The sequence below is a fragment of the Pseudomonas sp. PA-7-1E genome (assembly GCF_021605325.1).
Classification (GTDB): Bacteria; Pseudomonadota; Gammaproteobacteria; order Pseudomonadales; family Pseudomonadaceae; genus Aquipseudomonas; species Aquipseudomonas fluorescens_BV.
This window is the reverse complement of sequence record NZ_WKFA01000001.1, coordinates 49781-68743: the sequence shown is the minus strand read 5'-3', so window position 1 is coordinate 68743 and position 18963 is coordinate 49781. Positions and strand designations below refer to the sequence as shown.

25 protein-coding genes are annotated in these 18963 nt (G+C 59.7%); 13 read left to right on the top strand and 12 right to left on the bottom strand.

All coding sequences use genetic code 11. The annotated features are described in order from the left end of the window. Positions 1 to 91 precede the first annotated feature (91 nt). From GIW79_RS00340 to GIW79_RS00330, 3 genes are all read right to left on the bottom strand, one after another. Complete coding sequence (locus GIW79_RS00340; RefSeq protein ID WP_054921550.1) at positions 92 to 994, bottom strand: alpha/beta fold hydrolase; 903 nt, start codon at positions 992 to 994, stop codon at positions 92 to 94. Beyond that, positions 994 to 1776: a class II aldolase/adducin family protein gene (locus tag GIW79_RS00335; RefSeq protein WP_054896970.1), complete on the bottom strand. Its 783-nt coding sequence runs from the start codon at positions 1774 to 1776 to the stop codon at positions 994 to 996. The genes GIW79_RS00340 and GIW79_RS00335 overlap by 1 nt, the downstream gene beginning before the upstream one ends. A gap of 175 nt (positions 1777 to 1951) precedes the next feature. After that, positions 1952 to 2407 (bottom strand): flavodoxin, encoded by a 456-nt coding sequence (locus GIW79_RS00330; RefSeq protein ID WP_014719876.1) that lies wholly within the window; start codon positions 2405 to 2407, stop codon positions 1952 to 1954. A 129-nt stretch (positions 2408 to 2536) separates the two neighbouring features. On the opposite strand from GIW79_RS00330, the gene GIW79_RS00325 reads away from it, so the two are divergent. Continuing rightward, the gene (locus GIW79_RS00325; RefSeq protein ID WP_054896971.1) at positions 2537 to 3004 is read left to right on the top strand and encodes a PAS domain-containing protein; all 468 of its coding nucleotides are present in this window, start codon (positions 2537 to 2539) and stop codon (positions 3002 to 3004) included. Between the two features lie 58 nt (positions 3005 to 3062). Further along, complete coding sequence (locus tag GIW79_RS00320) at positions 3063 to 3668, top strand: hypothetical protein (protein WP_198791551.1); 606 nt, start codon at positions 3063 to 3065, stop codon at positions 3666 to 3668. Here GIW79_RS00320 and GIW79_RS00315 read toward each other — a convergent pair. Then, positions 3622 to 4620: a MerR family transcriptional regulator gene (locus GIW79_RS00315; RefSeq protein WP_127881027.1), complete on the bottom strand. Its 999-nt coding sequence runs from the start codon at positions 4618 to 4620 to the stop codon at positions 3622 to 3624. The two genes, GIW79_RS00320 and GIW79_RS00315, sit on opposite strands and share 47 nt — an antisense overlap. 213 nt (positions 4621 to 4833) lie before the next feature. On the opposite strand from GIW79_RS00315, the gene GIW79_RS00310 reads away from it, so the two are divergent. Genes GIW79_RS00310 through GIW79_RS00285 form a run of 6 tightly spaced genes read left to right on the top strand, consistent with a single transcriptional unit; the run spans position 4834 to position 7757 of the window. Further along, complete coding sequence (locus GIW79_RS00310; RefSeq protein ID WP_054896973.1) at positions 4834 to 5391, top strand: hypothetical protein; 558 nt, start codon at positions 4834 to 4836, stop codon at positions 5389 to 5391. 57 nt (positions 5392 to 5448) lie between these two features. Continuing rightward, complete coding sequence (gene folM, locus GIW79_RS00305) at positions 5449 to 6159, top strand: dihydromonapterin reductase (protein WP_236453824.1); 711 nt, start codon at positions 5449 to 5451, stop codon at positions 6157 to 6159. Positions 6160 to 6179: 20 nt separating this feature from the next. Further along, on the top strand, positions 6180 to 6740 hold the full coding sequence (gene folE / locus GIW79_RS00300) for a GTP cyclohydrolase I FolE (RefSeq protein ID WP_003194072.1): 561 nt from the start codon (positions 6180 to 6182) through the stop codon (positions 6738 to 6740). Between the two features lie 2 nt (positions 6741 to 6742). Next, on the top strand, positions 6743 to 7114 hold the full coding sequence (folX, locus tag GIW79_RS00295) for a dihydroneopterin triphosphate 2'-epimerase (RefSeq protein WP_003194073.1): 372 nt from the start codon (positions 6743 to 6745) through the stop codon (positions 7112 to 7114). A 15-nt stretch (positions 7115 to 7129) separates the two neighbouring features. Beyond that, on the top strand, positions 7130 to 7426 hold the full coding sequence (locus GIW79_RS00290) for a DUF1244 domain-containing protein (protein WP_057975046.1): 297 nt from the start codon (positions 7130 to 7132) through the stop codon (positions 7424 to 7426). Further along, positions 7419 to 7757 carry a HopJ type III effector protein gene (locus GIW79_RS00285; RefSeq protein WP_054896975.1) on the top strand — a complete coding sequence of 113 codons (339 nt, stop codon included), beginning with the start codon at positions 7419 to 7421 and terminating at the stop codon, positions 7755 to 7757. Before GIW79_RS00290 ends, GIW79_RS00285 begins: the two co-directional genes overlap by 8 nt. A 168-nt stretch (positions 7758 to 7925) precedes the next feature. Here the strand turns inward: GIW79_RS00285 and trxB are convergent, their stop codons facing one another. Beyond that, on the bottom strand, positions 7926 to 8888 hold the full coding sequence (gene trxB / locus GIW79_RS00280) for a thioredoxin-disulfide reductase (protein ID WP_010206474.1): 963 nt from the start codon (positions 8886 to 8888) through the stop codon (positions 7926 to 7928). Positions 8889 to 9182: 294 nt separating this feature from the next. On the opposite strand from trxB, the gene cysZ reads away from it, so the two are divergent. After that, the gene (gene cysZ / locus GIW79_RS00275) at positions 9183 to 9947 is read left to right on the top strand and encodes a sulfate transporter CysZ (protein ID WP_236453827.1); all 765 of its coding nucleotides are present in this window, start codon (positions 9183 to 9185) and stop codon (positions 9945 to 9947) included. A gap of 54 nt (positions 9948 to 10001) precedes the next feature. Further along, positions 10002 to 11204 carry a glycosyltransferase family 4 protein gene (locus GIW79_RS00270; protein WP_034128746.1) on the top strand — a complete coding sequence of 401 codons (1203 nt, stop codon included), beginning with the start codon at positions 10002 to 10004 and terminating at the stop codon, positions 11202 to 11204. Here GIW79_RS00270 and GIW79_RS00265 read toward each other — a convergent pair. The 7 genes from GIW79_RS00265 to rplU all read right to left on the bottom strand — a co-directional run bounded on the left by GIW79_RS00265 (position 11173) and on the right by rplU (position 16786). After that, on the bottom strand, positions 11173 to 12276 hold the full coding sequence (locus GIW79_RS00265; protein ID WP_034128747.1) for an NADH:flavin oxidoreductase: 1104 nt from the start codon (positions 12274 to 12276) through the stop codon (positions 11173 to 11175). The two genes, GIW79_RS00270 and GIW79_RS00265, sit on opposite strands and share 32 nt — an antisense overlap. 193 nt (positions 12277 to 12469) lie before the next feature. Continuing rightward, entirely contained in the window at positions 12470 to 12952 is a 483-nt protein-coding gene (locus GIW79_RS00260) for a glutathione peroxidase (protein ID WP_054896977.1), read from the bottom strand. A gap of 102 nt (positions 12953 to 13054) precedes the next feature. Further along, positions 13055 to 13519, bottom strand: coding sequence for a CreA family protein (locus GIW79_RS00255; protein WP_236453830.1), 465 nt, complete (start codon positions 13517 to 13519; stop codon positions 13055 to 13057). A gap of 16 nt (positions 13520 to 13535) precedes the next feature. After that, positions 13536 to 14654: a glutamate 5-kinase gene (gene proB, locus GIW79_RS00250; RefSeq protein ID WP_019817476.1), complete on the bottom strand. Its 1119-nt coding sequence runs from the start codon at positions 14652 to 14654 to the stop codon at positions 13536 to 13538. A gap of 109 nt (positions 14655 to 14763) precedes the next feature. Beyond that, complete coding sequence (cgtA, locus tag GIW79_RS00245; RefSeq protein WP_003194084.1) at positions 14764 to 15987, bottom strand: Obg family GTPase CgtA; 1224 nt, start codon at positions 15985 to 15987, stop codon at positions 14764 to 14766. Between the two features lie 192 nt (positions 15988 to 16179). Beyond that, positions 16180 to 16437, bottom strand: a complete 258-nt coding sequence (gene rpmA / locus GIW79_RS00240; RefSeq protein WP_003176049.1) for a 50S ribosomal protein L27 — start codon at positions 16435 to 16437, stop codon at positions 16180 to 16182. A gap of 34 nt (positions 16438 to 16471) precedes the next feature. After that, positions 16472 to 16786, bottom strand: coding sequence for a 50S ribosomal protein L21 (gene rplU / locus GIW79_RS00235; RefSeq protein ID WP_007950961.1), 315 nt, complete (start codon positions 16784 to 16786; stop codon positions 16472 to 16474). 239 nt (positions 16787 to 17025) lie between these two features. Between rplU and GIW79_RS00230 the strand changes: the two genes are divergently transcribed. The 3 genes from GIW79_RS00230 (at position 17026) to GIW79_RS00220 (ending at position 18924) form a co-directional block, all read left to right on the top strand. Next, a complete protein-coding gene (locus GIW79_RS00230) occupies positions 17026 to 17994 on the top strand; it encodes a polyprenyl synthetase family protein (protein WP_003194086.1) in 969 nt (322 codons plus the stop codon). A 170-nt stretch (positions 17995 to 18164) separates the two neighbouring features. Next, positions 18165 to 18506, top strand: a complete 342-nt coding sequence (locus GIW79_RS00225; RefSeq protein ID WP_034128750.1) for a zinc ribbon domain-containing protein YjdM — start codon at positions 18165 to 18167, stop codon at positions 18504 to 18506. A gap of 160 nt (positions 18507 to 18666) precedes the next feature. Continuing rightward, on the top strand, positions 18667 to 18924 hold the full coding sequence (locus GIW79_RS00220; RefSeq protein WP_005791321.1) for a PA4570 family protein: 258 nt from the start codon (positions 18667 to 18669) through the stop codon (positions 18922 to 18924). Positions 18925 to 18963 lie beyond the last annotated feature (39 nt).

Genomic DNA, 18963 nt, shown 5'->3' with positions numbered 1-18963 from the left:
TAGGCAGAGTGTCACGCAAGCAGCCTTTGGTCACAATAAAGACGGCCAGGGCTGAATGGTGCTTGATAAGGCAGCGGGATGATGCGCAGGCTCAGGAATAGGCCGCGCGCGGTGAAGGCTGGCTGATGCGCTCACGAAACGCCTGGTAATGCTTGAGCACCTGGACCGGCGCCTCGATCTGCGGGTAATGGCCGATATTGGCCAGTCTTATCGTGTCGGGCTGGGGCACCAGTTGGCGATAGCGCTCGACCATATGAGCCCCGGAAATCGGGTCCACCTCGCCGTCGATCACCCGTAAAGGTACTTCGCCTCGCTGCATGGCCGTGAGCCAGCGCTCGCGCAGACGACGGCGCTGGGGGATGTAGGCGATCAGTTTGTGCAGGATACGCGGGCCGTCGTTGCAACTGATCAAACTCCAGAAATCATCCAGCACGCTTTCACTGGGCCGCGTCTGGGGGCCGAAGATCTGGTTGAAACTGCTGGCCAAGGCATTGCGCCCAAAGGCCCGACCGATCATCCAGCCCAACGGGCTGAGCAGCAGCTTTTGCACCAGCGCCGGCCGATGGGTTTCCGGAAACAGCCCGCCGTTGAGAAATACACAACTCGCCATCTGGAACCGGCCCTCGTAATGCCGAGCCAATAATTCCTGGGCGACACTGTCGCCGTAGTCATGAGCCAACACATGCACCGGCTGCTCTACGCGCAGGTGCTCAAGCAACGCCTGTTGCAGATCGGCCTGTTCCAACAGGCAATAGTCGTGGTCCAAAGGTTTGGCCGAGTCGCCAAAGCCGAGCATGTCGCAGGCAATCACCAGGTTGCGCTGGGCCAGGGGTTGCCACAGGTAGTGCCAGTCCCAACTGGCCGTGGGGAAACCATGAATCAGCAGCAACGGCTCGCCCTGCCCGGCCACCCAATACCGCACGGTGTGGCCACGAAAGACGAAGTCCTGGCCGCGCTTGCGCCAGGCTCTGAGCGGTATCTCGGCGAGTGGCATCAGCTTTTATACCCGGGGTCCTGATTATCCAATTTGCGCAGCAGTGCCGGCCAGGCCAGAGCACCGCCCATACCTTGGGCGCTTTTTGTGACAGCTGCCACCATCGCCTTGGCACCGGCGAGAATCTGCGGCTCGATGGCGATCAACTCAGTGCCGCCGCTTTGGGCCAGTACCTGAATCTCGCAGGCGCGCTGGAAGGTAAACATCATCAGGAAGGTGTCGGCGATGGTGCCGGCGCAGGTCAGCAGGCCGTGGTTGTGCAGCATCAGGAAATTGTTCGGACCCAGATCCGCTTGCAACCGGGCCTTTTCCTCATGATTGAGCGCCACACCTTCATAGGCGTGATAGCCCAGGCTGGAGAGCACAAACAGCGATTGCTGGCTGATGGGCAATACACCCTGCTTTTGCGCACACACCGCCACGCCGGCAGCGGTGTGGGTGTGCAGCACGCAGGTCACGTCGTGGCGCACTTCGTGGATGGCGCTGTGGATGGTGTAGCCCGCAGGGTTGATCTCGTAGGGGCTGTCCATTTGCTTATTGCCGGCCTGGTCAACCTTGACCAGGCTCGACGCGGTGATCTCATGGAACATCAGCCCATAGGGGTTGATCAGGAAATCTTCAGTGCCCGGCACCTTGGCCGAAATATGCGTGAAGATCAGGTCATCCCAGCCGTGCATGGCCACCAGGCGATAGCAGGCCGCGAGGTCCACGCGGGTTTGCCATTCGGCGGCGCTGACCTGGGCTTTGACGTTTTGTGGCGATGGTGCAGGGGCTAGGCTCATGGCAATGACCTTCTTGGCGCACTTCTTATGGTGTCTAAAGTGAGAGCCAGTCTAGTCAGACGCCGAGGTGCGAGGAGTTTCCTTGGCAGCCAGCTTGATGACTGAGCGAGTCAGTCAAGAGAATAGTACAAATACGTGTCAAACAAGCGCCGTCAATAACGGCGCTCCCTGGGGTTCAACCGCGCAGCGCGGTGATCAAATCGGCCAGCCAAGGCTCGGCGTCAGCTTCCGGAGTGACGCTTTCGCTGGCGTCCAGGCGCAGCATCGGCTGCACTTCGCGGATGCCCAGTTCGGCGAACAATTCGCGCATTTGTTCACCGCCGCCACAGAAAGTATCGCCATAGCTGGCGTCGCCCAGGCCGATGACCGCTCCCGGCAGGCCGCGCCAGGCGGCGGGCAGTTGGTCGCGGATGGTTGAGTACAGAGGCTGCAGATTGTCGGGCAGCTCGCCCATGCCGGTGGTCGAGGTCACTGCCAGGAATGCATCGGGAGCAAAGGCCTGCACGTCTGCCAGCGTGGCACGTGCGTTATGCCAGGCGTTGAAACCTGCGTCCTTGAGGATTTCTTCCGCGTGGCGAGCGACTTCTTCAGCCGTACCGTAGACCGAGCCGGAGAGGATGGCGACTTTCATCAATCTGATCCTGTAGTTGAGTGAAAGCGTGGGATATTAGCAGCCCGTGCCAATATTTCAGTGCGCACCGTGCAACATTCCAGACTTGCCATAAACTGGCAAGGTCAAAACCAGGCCATGGACCGCTCTATGATTAACGCCAAACTGCTGCAAATGGTCGTCAATGCGTCCAACGACGGAATCGTTGTTGCCGAGCGCGAAGGCCGGGAAAAACCACTGATCTACGTCAACCCGGCCTTCGAAAGGATGACTGGCTACACGCTGGACGAAATCCTCTATCAGGACTGCCGCTTCCTGCAGGCGGGCGACCGCGACCAACCGGCCTTGATCGCCATTCGTGATGCGCTCGACAGCGGCGGCACCTGCCGAGAGATCCTGCGTAACTACCGCAAGGACGGCACGCCTTTCTGGAACGAGCTATCGCTTTCGACCGTGTACAACGAGGTCGACAAGCAAACCTACTTCGTCGGTGTGCAGAAAGACGTCACCACTCAAGTCAAGGCACAACAGCGTGTCGCCCAACTGGAAGCCCAGTTGGCCGAGCTCAAGAGCGAGCTCGCCGCACTCAAGGCGACGAGTGGATTTAACAAACTGTAAAAAATGCGGTCTTTAGAGCGATAATGGCTTTTTAATGCCTCAGCCTTGAGCCAGATCAATGCAACGCGACACGCTATTGACGCAGGACGAGCTGGATTTTATCCAGGACATGACGCACAACCCGCAGCTCAACCTGCGGGATGCATGGTCGAGCCTGACGGTTAATGGCGGGGCACAGATTCGCGATCTGCTCACGCGGCTAGCGGCTCACGACCAGGTCACCATCCAGGCGCAGTTCGACAACCAGCAACTCACCTTCCCGTTGCACCTGGTGGAAGATGAGTTTCATGCCGTGCATTTGCGCCTGGGCGTACCGAGCATTTTTGAAGATGGGCCGATGATCCGCCCGTGGCGCCTGGCACTTGAAACGCCGGTGGCGCTGGAAAACATCAAGGGCTACTCCAGCGCGCTGTGGGTGCACGAAGTGTCATTCAAAGGGGTGCTGGTAGAAGTGCGTGGCCGGGTCAAACCGCCCAAGACGTTTTCCCTGTGGTTCAGCCCTTCCGGCTACGAACGCATCGCCCTGCGCGGTACGCTGGAGCGGGTAACCGCCCGCGGCCTGTTCGCCTACCGCCTGAGCCAAAGCAATGCTGATGAGATCGAACGGTTACGCCAGTTCATCCTGCACCAGCATCGCCTGGTGCATCCTCACGTTCATGCCTGAGACGCCAGGTGCCGCTGAGCAGTTGCTGTAAGCGGCGCGGCATCCAGCGTCCGTCATTGCCCAGGCAACCAATCGACGAACCTGCCAGGCTGTGTCCCGCCAGGTCCGACGCCTCTCCAGCCAGCAACAACGGGCAATCGAGGGTGAAGGCCAGGCGATTGAGCCGTGACGCCAACTCTGCGCCAGGGGCATGGTTGGAAAACAGCACCAGGGCTTGCGGTCGAGTGCGCTCGCAGATCAGCGTCAACTCATCCAGTGGCTGGCCAACGCCCAGGACCTTGACCGCCAGTTTCTCGCTCGACATCAACAAGCCCGCCACCAGCAACTCCAGCTCACGGCACTCTCCGGCAATGGCTGAGAGCAACACCCTGGGCACTGGCGAGGCACAGGCCATTTGCAGGCACCGTGCGACGCGCGAGCGCAGGAAATTGTCGAAGAACAGCCACTCGCTGGCTTGGCCAAAGCGGCCTTGGTGACGTAACAACTGCTGCCACAGCGGGACCAAAATGTCCTGGAACACCACGGTCGTCGAATAGACGCTGAAGATCTGGCCGTACAACCGGTCGAGCTCACGATCATCAAAGGCACTGATGGCCTGCCGCAGTTGCGCCTGCCATTGGCGCCACTCCAGCTCGGTATCGCTGCGTGACGCTGTAGCCGGCTCGTTGGGCTGTGGGTCGCGCGCCAAAAGCTTGCCGACTTTGCTCACCGCTACGCCACGCTCGATCCAGTCGAGGATGCGGTGCACGGTTTCGATATCGGTGCTTGAGTAAAGCCTGTGCCCACTTTCGGTGCGTACAGGCTGGATCAAACCGTAGCGACGCTCCCAGGCACGTAGCGTTACCGGGTTCACGCCTGTGAGTCTTGCCACTTCACGAATCGGAAACAGGCCCTCGCAGTCAGTGTGGCTGTCGGGTGTCGTTTCGCGAAGAGGCGCAGTGATTTCAGGCATCAGCAGTCAAAAAACTTGTATGAATTTGGATCCTATTTAACGCCGATTGAACTGCATGATTCAAGATCTACGGCGATCCATCCGAAGTTTCTGGCGTATTTGGGCAAAACCGGAATAATCCTTGCCTGTTCTTTTGCGTCGCTGCACCACCCCGCAGCTTCGTTCGTGCGCCGCCTACCCGGCTCGGCGCACTTGCTGATTTGGAGATATACGATGTCTACCTCACCCGTCACCCTGATGGTTGCGCGCCGCGTGGCCAAAGGTCGCTACGAAGAACTGATGGCCTGGCTGCGCGAAGGCGAGCAATTGGCGACTGACTTCCCCGGTTACCTGGGCTCCGGCGTGCTGGCGCCACCACCCCATGATGATGAATTCCAGATCATCTTCCGCTTCGCCGATGAAAAAACCCTGCACGCATGGGAGTTCTCCGCTTCGCGCAGCGCGTGGCTGAGCCGTGGCAGCGAGCTATTTGCCAACCCGTCGGAACACCGTGTCAGCGGTATCGATGGCTGGTTCGGCGCAGCGGGTGCCCGCCCGCCACGCTGGAAACAGGCGGTGGCCATCTGGTTGGCTTTTTTCCCGGTATCGTTGCTGTTCAACTTCGGCCTGGGGCCGCTGCTCAGCGAGTTGGACCTGTTCAGCCGCGTACTGGTGAGCACCGCAGCCCTGACCCCGTTGATGGTTTATTTCTTTATACCGCTGTCGACCCATCTGCTGGCGAACTGGCTGCACCCTTCGCCCCCTCGCAAAGTCACTGAAGCCGCCGCTTGAGTACAGGGAGGCCGGCGCGCTGGTATAGTTTGAGCCTGCCAGCGACTTGAGCCTCCCATGAATGCAACCAACGCTCCGATCCTGATCACCGGTGCCGGCCAGCGTGTCGGCCTGCATTGTGCCGAGCGCCTGTTGGATGAAGGCCAATCGGTGATTTTCAGCTACCGCAGTGAACGTCCCGGCGTGCAGGCACTGCGTGAGCGGGGCGCCATCGGCGTGTTTGCCGACTTCTCCAGCGAAGCCGGCGTACTGGCTTTCATCGCCGCAGTGAAAACCCATACTCAAAGCCTGCGAGCGATCATCCACAACGCTTCAGCCTGGGTCGCCGAAACCCTGGGCGACGAAAGCCGTGCCTTTATCGACATGTTCAGCGTGCACATGCTTGCGCCGTATCTGATCAACCTGCATTGTTCACCTTTGCTGCAACGCTCGACACCCGCCGATATCGTGCATATCAGCGATGACGTGGTGCGCAAGGGCAGCCAGCAGCACATCGCCTATTGCGCCACCAAGGCCGGGCTCGACAGCCTCACGTTATCGTTTGCCGCACAGTTCGCGCCGCTGATCAAGGTCAACGGTATCGCACCGGCGATGGTGATGTTCAACGAAGGCGATGACGCGGCCTATCGCGCCAAGGTCCTGGCCAAGTCGGCCCTGGGCATCGAACCCGGGCCCGAGGTGATCTACCAGAGCGTGCGTTACCTGCTGGACAATCCCTATGTCACCGGTACCACCCTGACCGTCAACGGTGGGCGGCATATCAAGTAAGCCGTTTACGAGGATGTTGTATGACCTTATCCCTGCCCCACCACTACCGCGAGATCCTCAAGGGCCTGGGCGAAGACCCGCAGCGCGAGGGCCTGCTCGATACGCCCAAGCGTGCCGCCAAGGCCATGCAGTACCTGTGTCATGGTTATGAGCAGAATCTGGAGGAAATCGTCAACGGCGCGCTGTTCGCGTCAGACAATGACGAGATGGTGATCCTCAAGGACATCGAGTTGTACTCGTTGTGCGAGCATCACCTGCTGCCCTTCATCGGCAAGGCCCATGTGGCCTATATTCCGACCGGCAAGGTGCTGGGCCTGTCAAAACTGGCGCGCATTGTCGACATGTTCGCCCGGCGCCTGCAGATCCAGGAAAACCTCACGCGGCAAATCGCCGACGCCATCCAGGACGTGACCCAGGCCGCCGGCGTGGCGGTGGTGATCGAAGCCAAGCACATGTGCATGATGATGCGCGGCGTGGAGAAACAGAATTCAACCATGAACACCTCGGTGATGCTCGGCGCCTTTCGCGAGTCGAACACCACCCGCATGGAGTTCCTGCAACTGATTGGACGGAGCAAGTAGCAATGCCACAACTTCAACCAGGCATGGCGCGTATCCGGGTCAAGGACCTGTGCCTGCGCACCTTTATCGGCATCAACGAGGACGAAATCCTCAACAAGCAGGATGTGCTGATCAACCTGACCATCCTGTATGCCGCCCAGGAAGCCGTGCGTGACAACGACATCGACCACGCCCTGAACTACCGCACCATCACCAAGGCCATCATCGCTCACGTCGAAGGCAATCGCTTTGCCCTGCTGGAGCGCCTGACCCAGGAATTGCTGGACCTGGTGATGAGCAACGAATCGGTGCTGTACGCCGAAGTCGAAGTGGACAAGCCCCACGCGCTGCGCTTTGCCGAGTCGGTTTCGATCACTCTGGCCGCCAGCCGCTGATACTAAGTGAGCCCTATGAACGACCAACAACGCCTCGAACTCGAAGCCGCCGCCTTTCGCCGATTGGTGGCCCACCTGGACAGCCGCAAGGATGTGCAGAATATCGACCTGATGAACCTCGCCGGCTTCTGCCGTAACTGCCTGTCCAAGTGGTACAAGGCCGAGGCCGACGAACGCCAGATCGAGGTCAGCCTCGATGACGCCCGTGAAGTGGTGTACGGCATGCCGTACGCCGAGTGGAAAGCCCAATACCAGCAAGAAGCCAACGTAGACCAACAGGCCGCGTTCGCCAAAGGAAAGCCTCATGACTGATTTGAACACCCTGCGCGCCAGCCTCAACAGCGGCGAACACGCCTTTGCCGATACCTTGGCGTTCGTCGCGGCGGGTTACGACTACCAGCCGCAAGCCTTCATCAACGGCGGTGTGGAAAATGCCGCTGGGCAGAATGAAGGGTCGTGCAAGACCCTGGGTTTGGCGCTGCTGGAAGGGTTGAGTGATAAGGAAGCACTGCTGGCGTTTGGTGAGCATTACCGGTCGGTGGTGGCGACGCCTGAGGGCAGTGACCATGGCAATATCCGGGCGTTGATTGCCCATGGACTGGCCGCAGTGAAGTTTGCTGAACAGCCTCTGACTCGCCGCTGATTTAATAACCAACTCCGCTCAATGTGGGAGCCGGGCTTGCCCGCGATGGCGGTGGTGACTATCACACCGCTATCGCAGGCAAGCCAGCTCCCACATTTGTTTAGTGGTGTAGGTTAGATCGCAGGCATAAAAAAACCGGCTTTCGCCGGTTTTTTTGAGTCAACGGGTTTAGAACGAAGCGTCCTTCAAACCGTCGAGGTAACGCTCGGCATCCAGGGCCGCCATGCAACCGGCGCCGGCCGAGGTGATGGCCTGGCGGTAAACGTGGTCTGCCACGTCGCCGGCAGCGAAGATACCTTCGATGTTGGTCGCAGTTGCATTGCCTTCGCGGCCGCCCTGCACCACCAGGTACCCGTCTTTGGCTTCCAGCACGCCTTCGAACAGTGAGGTGTTCGGAGTGTGGCCGATAGCGATGAACACGCCGTCGACTTTCAGCTCGTCGAAACTGCCGTCGTTGTTTTTCAGACGGGCACCGGTCACACCCATGTTGTCGCCCAGGACTTCATCCAGGGTGGCGTTGAGCTTGAGGATGATCTTGCCTTCAGCGACACGGGCGTGCAGCTTGTCGATCAGGATCTTCTCGGCGCGGAAGGTCTCGCGGCGGTGAACCAGGGTCACGGTGCTGGCGATGTTGGCCAGGTACAGCGCCTCTTCCACGGCAGTGTTGCCACCGCCGACCACGGCAACCGGCTTGTTGCGGTAGAAGAAACCATCGCAAGTGGCGCAGGCGGAAACACCCTTGCCCATGAACGCTTCTTCCGACGGCAGGCCCAGGTAACGCGCACTGGCACCAGTGGCAATGATCAGTGCATCGCAGGTGTACACACCGCTGTCACCGGTCAGGCTGTAAGGCTTTTTCGAGAAGTCGACCTGGTTGATATGGTCGAAGACGATCTCGGTTTCAAAGCGCTCGGCATGCTCTTTCATGCGTTCCATGAGCACCGGGCCAGTCAAGCCATGGACATCGCCCGGCCAGTTGTCGACTTCAGTAGTGGTGGTCAACTGACCGCCCGCCTGCATGCCGGTGATCAGCAACGGCTTGAGATTGGCCCGGGCAGCGTAGACAGCGGCGCTGTAACCGGCAGGGCCGGAACCGAGAATAATCACTCGGGAATGACGGGTATCAGACATGACTCACTCCTACCGACCGCCCGGACCACAGGGCGGCGGGAATAAAAAAGGACCGCGAAGCACTTGGGGAAGGCTTTGACTCGCCAGGTCCTGAAAAATAATGGGTGCAGCGTATCGAGGGGGGCAAGATTAAGGAAATACGCAATAACAATCCAGCTCATAGGTGTTCTCTATGCGTGCAATCAAGCTAATCGACACCTTTGTAACCCTGGATGTCGCCTACCTGCCCGCGCTTTCACATCAGATGCAAAGCCGGTAAGGTCGGCGCGTTCGCCATTTTGCTCGGAGTACCCCATGCCCGCCCCTGCTCTTTCCGGCCCGCAATACCTGCGTGAAGGCCTCAAACTGGTGTTGAGCCCAGGCCTGCGCCTGTTTGTGCTGTTGCCGTTGGCGATCAACCTGGTGCTGTTCGTCGGATTGATCTATTTCGCCGGCCATCAGTTCAGCCTGTGGGTCGACAGCTTGATGCCGACGCTGCCCCACTGGCTAGGCTTTTTGAATTACCTGTTGTGGCCGCTGTTTGTCGTGCTGGTGGTGCTGATGGTGTTTTTCACCTTCACCATGCTCGCCAATATTATCGCCGCGCCGTTCAACGGGTTTCTCGCCGAGAAGGTCGAGGTCGTGGTACGTGGCACCGACGACTTCCCGCCGTTCAGTTGGGGTGAGCTGGCTGCCATGGTCCCGCGCACCCTGGCGCGGGAGATGCGCAAGCTGGGTTACTTCCTGCCACGTGCCATCGGCCTGTTCATCCTGTCGTTCATCCCGGTGGTCAACCTGATCGCGGCGCCGTTGTGGCTGCTGTTTGGCGTGTGGATGATGGCGATCCAGTACATCGACTACCCGGCCGACAACCACAAGCTGGGCTGGAACGAAATGCTCGCGTGGCTGCGCCAGAAACGCTGGCAGAGCATGAGTTTTGGCGGCATTGTCTACCTGGTACTGCTGGTGCCGGTGGTCAACCTGTTGATGATGCCAGCGGCGGTGGCCGGGGCGACGTTGTTCTGGGTGCGGGAGCAAGGCGCCGAGGCGATGACGCAGCCGGCGGTGGCCAAGTCATAAATCCATCATCGCCCTGACACAATGACGACATGGCCCACGCAGACACTGTGGGTCATGACGACAGCCTCGCTTCACATCACCCTCATTACCGAAACCTTCCCGCCGGAAATCAACGGGGTGGCCAATACCCTTGGCCGCCTGTGCGAGGGTTTGCGTTCACGCGGCCATCAGGTCGAGCTGGTACGCCCACGCCAGAGTGCCGACCAAAACCGCTCCAGCGACGATGAACTGCTGCTGTGCCGCGGCTGGCCGCTGCCGGGCTATCCAGGCTTGCAATGGGGCCAATCGTCAATGCGCAAGTTGCTGCGCCGCTGGACGCGGCAACGCCCGGATGTGCTGTATATCGCCACGGAAGGGCCGCTGGGGCTCTCGGCGCTGCGCGCTGCGCGGCGCCTGGGGATCGGCGTAGTCAGCGGCTTTCATACCAACTTTCAGCAGTATTCGAACCAGTATGGCTTGAGCCTGTTGAGCCGCGTGGTCACCCATTACCTGCGCTGGTTTCATAACCGCTCGAGCCTGACCCTGGTACCGAGCGCCAGCCAGCGCCTGGAGCTGGAGCGCCGGCATTTTGAGCGTCTGGATATGTTATCCCGGGGTGTCGACAGCCAATTGTTCCACCCGGCCAAACGCGATAACGCCATGCGTGAAAATTGGGGGTTGGAGAACCACGATATTGCCGTGCTGCATGTGGGACGCCTGGCCCAAGAGAAGAACCTGAGGCTGCTCAAGCGCTGCTTTGATGCCTTGCAGGCTGCCTATCCAATGCGGCGGATGAAGCTGATTGTGGTCGGTGATGGCCCCCAGCGCTCGTCGATGGAACACGATTTGCCCGATGCAGTGTTCTGCGGAACGCAGCGCGGCGAAGAGCTGGCAAGGCATTACGCCTCAGGGGATTTGTTCCTGTTCCCCAGCCTGACCGAAACCTTCGGCAATGTGGTGCTTGAAGCGATGGCGTCTGGCCTGGGCGTGGTGGCTTACGACCAGGCCGCCGCGAGCCAGCATCTGCGCCATGGCTATAGCGGCGCACTGTCGATGCCTGGGGATGAAGACGCATTTTGCGACGCGGCCATCTGGCTGCTGGAGGAGCGCGAAACGTTGCGCAGAGTGCGCTTGAATGCCCGACAACATGCCAGCCGTCAGGGCTGGCCGGCGATTATCGAGCAGTTCGAGCGCCAGTTGCGCGGGGTATGCGAGGACGGCCAACCGGTGCCCGCCCTCTTACCGCTCACACCAGAGTCATCAACGCCTCACGACTGAAGGGCAAGATGTCACTCTCGCGCCCTTCGCGCACCTTCACCGCCCAATCCGGGTCCACCAGCAAGGCACGGCCCACTGCCACGAGGTCGAACTCATCGTTGTTCAGGCGCTCCAGCAGTTTCTCCAGGCTGGCAGGCTGGGCAACTTTGTCGGTGTTGACCATGAACTGCAGGAACTCGCCATCCAGGCCCACGCTGCCTACCGTGATGGTTGGCTTACCGGTTAGCTGACGCGTCCAACCGGCGAGGTTAAGGTCGGAGCCTTCAAATTCCGGCTCCCAGAAACGACGGGTGGAGCAGTGGAAAATATCCACGCCAGCGTCAGACAGTGGCTTGAGAAACTCACCCAACGCCTCAGGGGTTTGCACCAGGCGCGCGGTGTAGTCCTGCTGCTTCCACTGGGAGAAACGCAAGATGATCGGAAAGTCCGGGCCGACAGCGGCGCGGGTGGCCTGGATCAGCTCAATGGCGAAGCGCGAACGGTTGGCCAGGCTGCCACCGTATTCGTCGGTGCGCTGGTTGCTGCCTTCCCAGAAGAACTGGTCCACGAGGTAGCCGTGGGCACCGTGGATTTCCACGCCGTCCATGCCGATGGCCTGGGCATCCTTGGCGGCCTGGGCGAAGGCGTTGATCACGTCCTTGATGTCCTGTTTGGTCATGCCGTGCACAACGACATTGCCGTCCTTGAGCTTTTCCATCGGGCCATAAGCCGGCACGCTGGCATCAGGCTCAGTGCCCATACGGCGCACACTGCCCACATGCCACAGCTGCGGAACAATCTTGCCGCCTTCGGCGTGGACTGCATCGACCACTTTCTTCCAGCCAGCCAAGGCGGCTTCACCGTAGAAATGCGGCACGTTGGGGTAGCCATTGGAGGCTGGGTGCCCGACCACGGTGCCTTCAGTGATGATCAAGCCCACACCGGCAGCGGCACGGCGGCGGTAGTACTCAATGACTTTGGAATTGGGTACGCCGCCAGGGGAGAACGAGCGAGTCATGGGCGCCATGACCACGCGGGTCGACAGTTGCAATGCACCGAGCTGGAAGGGTTTGAACAAGGCTTGGACGGGCATGGAACGCTCCACGGGAGAGTGAATTTATGATGCGGATAATATGGAGAGCCTGCAGCGCTGAGTAGCACTATTGATCTAAATGATTAAGGAGTAAAAGCGGGACGCGGAGCGCCCAGGGTGGCATTCCCACGCAGAGCGTGGGAACGATCAACGATCAACGCAGAGCGTAGGAACGATCAGGCCTTCACTGACGTCAGCTCAAGGCTTTTTCGATGGCCTGGATGATGGAGGGGTCTTCCGGGGGCGTGCGTGGTGAGAAGCGCGCAAGTACACGGCCATCCTTACCCAACAGGAATTTCTCGAAGTTCCAGGTGATATCCCCGGGGAATTCAGCGCCCTCGCCCGCCAGCAAACGGTACAACTGGTGCCGATCAGGCCCGTTGACCTCGATCTTGCTGCCCAGTGGAAAGGTCACGCCGTAGTTCAGGCTGCAGAACTGCTGAATCTGCTCCTCGGTGCCCGGCTCCTGGCCTGCAAACTGGTTGCATGGCAAGCCGAGCACTGTGAACCCTTGGTCCTTGTACTGCTGATAGAGGTTTTCCAACGCCGCGTATTGCGGGGTCAAACCACATTTGGACGCAACATTGACCACCAGCACAACTTGGCCCTTGAAAGGCGCCAGCGGTAGCGCTTGTCCGTCCAGGGCTTTGAGTTTCAGATCGTGGAAAGCACTCATGACGAACTCCAGATATCCCATGTTCTTTGCATTGCAGCCCTTCGGAGCTTACAACCGGCAAAGCTGCAATCATAGACGCCGGTGACAAAACTCGCCTGCAGGTTACTGAGCGGTCGGCCATGGCAGAATCGGAATTGCCGTCACCGCATTCTGCGGGCTGCCTTCGATCAAACGGTCGCTATAGACCAGATACACCAGGGTGTTGCGCTTCTTGTCGAGGAAACGCACCACCTGCATGGTCTTGAATACCAGCGAGGTGCGCTCCTTGAACACTTCGTCGCCGTTCTTGAGCTCACCCTTGAAGTGGATCGGGCCCACCTGGCGGCAAGCGATCGAGGCTTCGGCACGGTCTTCAGCCAGGCCCAGGCCGCCCTTTACCCCGCCGGTCTTGGCACGCGACAAGTAGCAGGTCACGCCATCGACCTTGGGGTCGTCAAACGCTTCAACCACAATCCGGTCGTTGGGGCCGACGAACTTGAACACCGTCGACACCTGGCCGACTTCTTCGGCCGAAGCCAGCAGCGGTATGGCCAACAGCAGGCCGAGCAATCCCTTCATCACGCGCATCGTGTATTTCCTATGGTTAAACCAGGATCAGGTTGTCGCGGTGAACCAGTTCCGGTTCCGCCATATAGCCCAAGAGTCCGACAATGGCGTCGGAAGATTGTCCAATAATCTTCTGTGCTTCCAGGGCGCTGTAATTGGCCAGGCCGCGCGCAATCTCGCGACCGTCTGGCGCAACGCACACCACCATCTCGCCACGGCGGAAGCTGCCCTGCACCAACTTCACACCCACCGGCAGCAAGCTCTTGTTGCCTTGGGACAAGGCCGATACGGCCCCCGCATCCAGCACCAGCGTGCCACGGGTTTGCAGGTGCCCGGCCAACCATTGCTTGCGCGCCGCCAGCATGCCGCGTTCCGGCGACAGCAGCGTACCGATGCGCTCACCGGCCTTGAGGCGATCGAGCACGCGCTCCAGGCGCCCGCCGACGATGATGGTGTGGGCACCGGAACGCGCGGCCAGGCGAGCGGCGCGCAGTTTGGTCTGCATGCCGCCACGGCCCAGGGCACCACCGACACTGCCGGCGACCGCATCCAGCGCCGGGTCGTCGGCGCGGGCTTCATAGATAAGCTGGGCATCGGGGTTGTTGCGCGGGTCGGCGTCGAACATGCCATCGCGGTCGGTGAGGATCACCAACAGGTCAGCCTCTACCAGGTTGGCTACCAGGGCGGCCAGGGTGTCGTTGTCACCGAAGCGGATTTCGTCGGTGACCACAGTGTCGTTCTCGTTGATGACCGGGATGACCTTGAGCTCCACCAGCGCGCGCAAGGTGCTGCGGGCGTTGAGGTAACGCTTGCGGTCGGACAGGTCGTCGTGGGTCAGCAACACCTGCGCCGTGTGGCGGCCGTGCTCGGCAAAGCTGGACTCCCAGGCTTGCACCAGGCCCATCTGGCCGATGGCGGCAGCGGCTTGCAGTTCATGCATCGCGCTGGGTCGCGCGGTCCAGCCGAGGCGGCTCATCCCGGCGGCAACCGCTCCGGACGACACCAGCACCAACTCAACGCCTGCTTCATGCAAGGCCACCATCTGCTCGACCCAGACGCTCATGGCTGCGCGATCCAGACCTTTGCCATCCGCCGTCAACAGCGCACTGCCGATTTTCACGACCCAGCGCTGCGCACCTGTCACTTTGCTCCGCATCATCTTCAACCTTAGAGTGAGGGCCGCGCGACCCAGCGCTGCCCATAACGTTATACCCGGATACCAAAACGCCGCTCCAGAGAGCGGCGTTCAAGTTTATCGCAACGGATCAGTCACGCACGTAAATGATTTCCGGACCGTCTTCATCATCCACGTCTTCTTCGTCCCAATCATCGTCGCCGATGTCGTGGACCGACTTCACGCCGCTGCGGCGCAGAGCACGCTGGTCGTCCAGGGCCTGCAACTGGGCGCGGGCTTCGTCTTCGATCTGCTGGTCGAGCTCGGCGAGTTCGGCCTTGTACACCGGGTCGGCCGCCAGGCGGTCGGCACGGTCTTCCAGGTAACGCATGATGTCGCGGGTCAGGCGCTCGGTGCCTTCTTTGGCGATGGCCGAGATGACGTAGACCGGACCTTCCCACTCCAGGCGATCAACGATCTCCTTGACGCGCTCTTCGTGCTCTTCTTCAAGAATCTGGTCGCACTTGTTCAGTACCAACCAGCGATCGCGCTCGGCCAGGGCCGGGCTGAACTTGGTCAGCTCGCTGACGATGACTTCGGCGGCGTCTGCGGCGCTGGTGTCATCCAGCGGCGCCATGTCGACGAGGTGCAGCAGCAAACGGGTGCGGGACAAGTGCTTGAGGAAACGGATGCCCAGGCCAGCACCGTCGGAAGCGCCTTCGATCAAGCCAGGAATGTCGGCAACCACGAAGCTCTTCCAGCGGTCGACGCTGACCACACCCAGGTTTGGCACCAGAGTGGTGAACGGGTAGTCGGCGACTTTCGGCTTGGCAGCCGACACCGAGCGAATGAAGGTACTTTTACCCGCGTTCGGCAGACCCAGCAGGCCCACGTCCGCCAGTACTTTCATTTCCAGCTTCAGGTCGCGCTGCTCGCCCGGCTTGCCCGGCGTGGTCTGGCGCGGTGCACGGTTGGTACTGGACTTGAATCGGGTGTTACCCAGACCGTGCCAACCGCCCTGCACAACCATCAGCTTCTGGCCGGCCTTGGTCAGGTCGCCAATCACTTCCTGGGTCGCAGAGTCGATGATCGTGGTGCCGACCGGTACGCGCAGTACCAGATCTTCACCTTTTTTACCGGTGCAGTCGGTGCTGCCGCCGTTGGAGCCACGCTCGGCATCGAAGTGCCGGGTGTAACGGTAGTCGACCAGGGTGTTGAGGTTTTCGTCGGCCATCATGTAGATGGAACCGCCGTCACCGCCGTCACCGCCGTTTGGACCACCGTTTTCGATGAATTTTTCGCGACGGAAACTCATGCAACCGTTACCGCCGTCGCCTGCTTTTACTCGGATGGAAACTTCATCAACGAACTTCATAACAAAACGCCTCTCGCCGCATGGACGAGCTTAAGAAACCAAGACATAAGACTCTTGCAAAAATGAGCGCAGCGACCTCAATCAGCGACCGCAAACCTGCGCCTGAGCTCATCACAAACAGCTTTGCAAGAGACTCACTCCACAAACGAAAAAGCCCCGTCGCAAGACAGGGCTTTTCCAGCGATCTCGCAATTAAGCTGCGACAACGCTCACGTAACGGCGGTTGAACGCGCCCTTTACTTCGAACTTGATCACGCCTTCGATTTTAGCGAAGAGGGTGTGATCTTTACCCATGCCAACACCGTAACCGGCGTGGAATTGGGTGCCGCGCTGACGCACGATGATGTTGCCCGGAATGATTTTCTGGCCGCCATACATCTTCACGCCAAGGCGTTTGGCTTCTGAGTCGCGACCGTTACGGGTACTACCACCAGCTTTTTTGTGTGCCATGAGTCAATTCTCCTAGTGAGGAATTAGGCTGAAATTAAGCCTGAATACCGGTGATTTTGATCTCGGTGTACCACTGGCGGTGGCCCATACGCTTCATGTGGTGCTTACGACGACGGAACTTGATGATGCGGACTTTATCGTGACGACCTTGGGAGATCACTTCAGCCACAACGGTAGCGCCAGCAACAACTGGAGCGCCGATGTTCACGTCATCGCCATTGGCGACCAACAGAACGCGATCAAAAGTAACGGATTCGCCAGTAGCGACTTCCAGTTTCTCGATCTTCAGGTATTCACCTGGGGCGACTTTGTATTGCTTGCCACCAGTAACAATTACTGCGTACGACATGGTATTTCTCCGATAATCCTGCTCACCCAGCGCTTTATAAGAAGAGGTATTGGCTGGCATGGCTGCATGGGATGGACGTCCCGAATGCAATTGCGTAAGGCAGGTGCTGCCCAGGAAGTTCAGGGTGCGCGATTGTACGCAAGCTATGGGAGGCTTGCAAGGGGCCGTCTATCGCGCCTTGACACCCGGGGGTGAGGGTCCTAGCATGCCGCGCAACCCTTCTGGAGCGACTGTCGCTGATGCAACCCCAAGCTTTCTACCGCGCGGTCGCGGACGATTTTAGCGCCGTCGACGGCATCATCAAGCAGCAGCTGACGTCTAAAGTGCCGCTGGTCTCCAAAATTGGCGACTACATTACGTCGGCGGGCGGCAAACGCCTGCGTCCTTTATTAGTGTTGCTGTGCGGCAAGGCCCTGGGCCGTCAAGGCGATGACCTGCGCCTACTGGCCGCCACGATCGAATTCCTGCACACCGCCACCCTGCTGCATGACGACGTGGTCGACATGTCCGGTATGCGCCGTGGTCGCGAGACCGCAAACGCGATGTGGGGCAATGCGCCCAGCGTGTTGGTGGGCGACTTCCTGTATTCGCGCTCGTTCGAAATGATGGTGGAACTGGGCTCGATGCCCGTGATGAAGATTCTTTCACAGGCCACACGCATCATCGCCGAAGGCGAAGTGTTGCAACTGTCCAAAGTCCGCGATGCCAGCACCACTGAAGAAACCTATATGGAAGTGATTCGCGGCAAAACCGCGATGCTCTTCGAAGCCTCTACCCACAGTGCAGCCGCGCTGTGTGGCGCCACCGCCGAACAGGCCGAGGCCCTGCGCACGTTCGGTGATCACCTGGGCGTGGCGTTCCAACTGGTGGATGACCTGCTCGACTACAAGGGCGACGCTGAAACCCTGGGCAAGAACGTCGGTGACGACCTGGCCGAGGGCAAGCCGACCTTGCCGCTGATCTACACCATGCGCGAAGGCACGCCGGAACAGGCTGCCCTGGTGCGCAAGGCGATCCAGAAAGGCGGGATCGAAGACCTGGAAGCCATCCGTGCCGCCGTAGAAGCCTCGGGCTCCCTGGAGTACACCGCGCAACTGGCGCGTGACTACGTGGCGCGGGCGATCACATGCCTGGAAGCGCTGCCGGCCAGTGAATACCGGGATGCCCTGGTCGAGCTGAGTGAGTTTGCGGTCGCCCGTACTCACTGATTCCGCGCTGTTTAATGTGGGAGCTGGCTTGCCTGCGATGACGGGAGTGAATTCACTGCCGCTATCGCAGGCAAGCCAGCTCCCACATTAGGACGAGTCCAACCCCACCCGCGTTTAAAACCCTATATAATGTGCGACTTTTAGCCATCCCTGACTTTCTAGGAGCTTTAGTGAGCACGTTGCCACCCTGCCCAAAATGCAATTCCGAATACACCTACGAAGACGGCGCCCAACTGGTCTGCCCGGAATGCGCCCATGAGTGGTCCGCCAACGGCGAGGCCGAAGTGGTCGGCGATGAGACCGTGAAGAAAGACTCTGTGGGCAACGTCCTGCAGGATGGCGACACCATCACCGTGATCAAGGACCTCAAGGTCAAGGGCACTTCCCTGGTGGTCAAGGTCGGCACCAAGGTCAAGAACATCCGCCTGTGCGACGGCGACCACGATATCGACTGCAAGATCGACGGGATCGGCCCGATGAAACTCAAGTCCGAGTTCGTGCGCAAAGTCTGAACCTGCTGCATTCCATCCCGCGCCCGCCGCGGGATGGCGTTTCGCCCTCTGCGTTGATCGAACGCAATACCCACACAGAAAAACCCAGAAATTGCCAATAGACGCTTGCTATTCTACGAATAAGAATTATTCTCATTGAAACCCATCAAGGAGAACGACCATGACTTATTTGATAGATGCCTGGCTGGATCGCCCCCACCCTTACCTGCGAATCCTGCATCGGGAAACCGGTGAAGTCTGTGCGGTGCTTGAGGAAGAAGCGCTGAACGAGCTGCAGGACCAAGGCGATCTGGACGTGAATGGCCTGAGTTCCAGTGAGCCTGGTGTGCTGAAGGAAGTGGTGAGGAATCTGTTTCTGTTCTGCTATGCACGAGCGTTGCGCCCGGCGACCGACTTGAATGGCAAGTTCCATCCATGAAGAAACTGGCAAATACCTGTTGGGGTGAACGCGTTCGTC

Excerpts from the sequence above, each read along its gene's own strand:
- GIW79_RS00340 (WP_054921550.1), bottom strand. The coding sequence starts at position 994 with ATGCCACTCGCCGAGATACCGCTCAGAGCCTGGCGCAAGCGCGGCCAG.
- GIW79_RS00335 (WP_054896970.1), bottom strand. The coding sequence starts at position 1,776 with ATGAGCCTAGCCCCTGCACCATCGCCACAAAACGTCAAAGCCCAGGTC.
- GIW79_RS00330 (WP_014719876.1), bottom strand. The coding sequence starts at position 2,407 with ATGAAAGTCGCCATCCTCTCCGGCTCGGTCTACGGTACGGCTGAAGAA.
- GIW79_RS00325 (WP_054896971.1), top strand. The coding sequence starts at position 2,537 with ATGATTAACGCCAAACTGCTGCAAATGGTCGTCAATGCGTCCAACGAC.
- GIW79_RS00320 (WP_198791551.1), top strand. The coding sequence starts at position 3,063 with ATGCAACGCGACACGCTATTGACGCAGGACGAGCTGGATTTTATCCAG.
- GIW79_RS00315 (WP_127881027.1), bottom strand. The coding sequence starts at position 4,620 with ATGCCTGAAATCACTGCGCCTCTTCGCGAAACGACACCCGACAGCCAC.
- GIW79_RS00310 (WP_054896973.1), top strand. The coding sequence starts at position 4,834 with ATGTCTACCTCACCCGTCACCCTGATGGTTGCGCGCCGCGTGGCCAAA.
- folM (WP_236453824.1), top strand. The coding sequence starts at position 5,449 with ATGAATGCAACCAACGCTCCGATCCTGATCACCGGTGCCGGCCAGCGT.
- folE (WP_003194072.1), top strand. The coding sequence starts at position 6,180 with ATGACCTTATCCCTGCCCCACCACTACCGCGAGATCCTCAAGGGCCTG.
- folX (WP_003194073.1), top strand. The coding sequence starts at position 6,743 with ATGCCACAACTTCAACCAGGCATGGCGCGTATCCGGGTCAAGGACCTG.
- GIW79_RS00290 (WP_057975046.1), top strand. The coding sequence starts at position 7,130 with ATGAACGACCAACAACGCCTCGAACTCGAAGCCGCCGCCTTTCGCCGA.
- GIW79_RS00285 (WP_054896975.1), top strand. The coding sequence starts at position 7,419 with ATGACTGATTTGAACACCCTGCGCGCCAGCCTCAACAGCGGCGAACAC.
- trxB (WP_010206474.1), bottom strand. The coding sequence starts at position 8,888 with ATGTCTGATACCCGTCATTCCCGAGTGATTATTCTCGGTTCCGGCCCT.
- cysZ (WP_236453827.1), top strand. The coding sequence starts at position 9,183 with ATGCCCGCCCCTGCTCTTTCCGGCCCGCAATACCTGCGTGAAGGCCTC.
- GIW79_RS00270 (WP_034128746.1), top strand. The coding sequence starts at position 10,002 with ATGACGACAGCCTCGCTTCACATCACCCTCATTACCGAAACCTTCCCG.
- GIW79_RS00265 (WP_034128747.1), bottom strand. The coding sequence starts at position 12,276 with ATGCCCGTCCAAGCCTTGTTCAAACCCTTCCAGCTCGGTGCATTGCAA.
- GIW79_RS00260 (WP_054896977.1), bottom strand. The coding sequence starts at position 12,952 with ATGAGTGCTTTCCACGATCTGAAACTCAAAGCCCTGGACGGACAAGCG.
- GIW79_RS00255 (WP_236453830.1), bottom strand. The coding sequence starts at position 13,519 with ATGCGCGTGATGAAGGGATTGCTCGGCCTGCTGTTGGCCATACCGCTG.
- proB (WP_019817476.1), bottom strand. The coding sequence starts at position 14,654 with ATGCGGAGCAAAGTGACAGGTGCGCAGCGCTGGGTCGTGAAAATCGGC.
- cgtA (WP_003194084.1), bottom strand. The coding sequence starts at position 15,987 with ATGAAGTTCGTTGATGAAGTTTCCATCCGAGTAAAAGCAGGCGACGGC.
- rpmA (WP_003176049.1), bottom strand. The coding sequence starts at position 16,437 with ATGGCACACAAAAAAGCTGGTGGTAGTACCCGTAACGGTCGCGACTCA.
- rplU (WP_007950961.1), bottom strand. The coding sequence starts at position 16,786 with ATGTCGTACGCAGTAATTGTTACTGGTGGCAAGCAATACAAAGTCGCC.
- GIW79_RS00230 (WP_003194086.1), top strand. The coding sequence starts at position 17,026 with ATGCAACCCCAAGCTTTCTACCGCGCGGTCGCGGACGATTTTAGCGCC.
- GIW79_RS00220 (WP_005791321.1), top strand. The coding sequence starts at position 18,667 with ATGACTTATTTGATAGATGCCTGGCTGGATCGCCCCCACCCTTACCTG.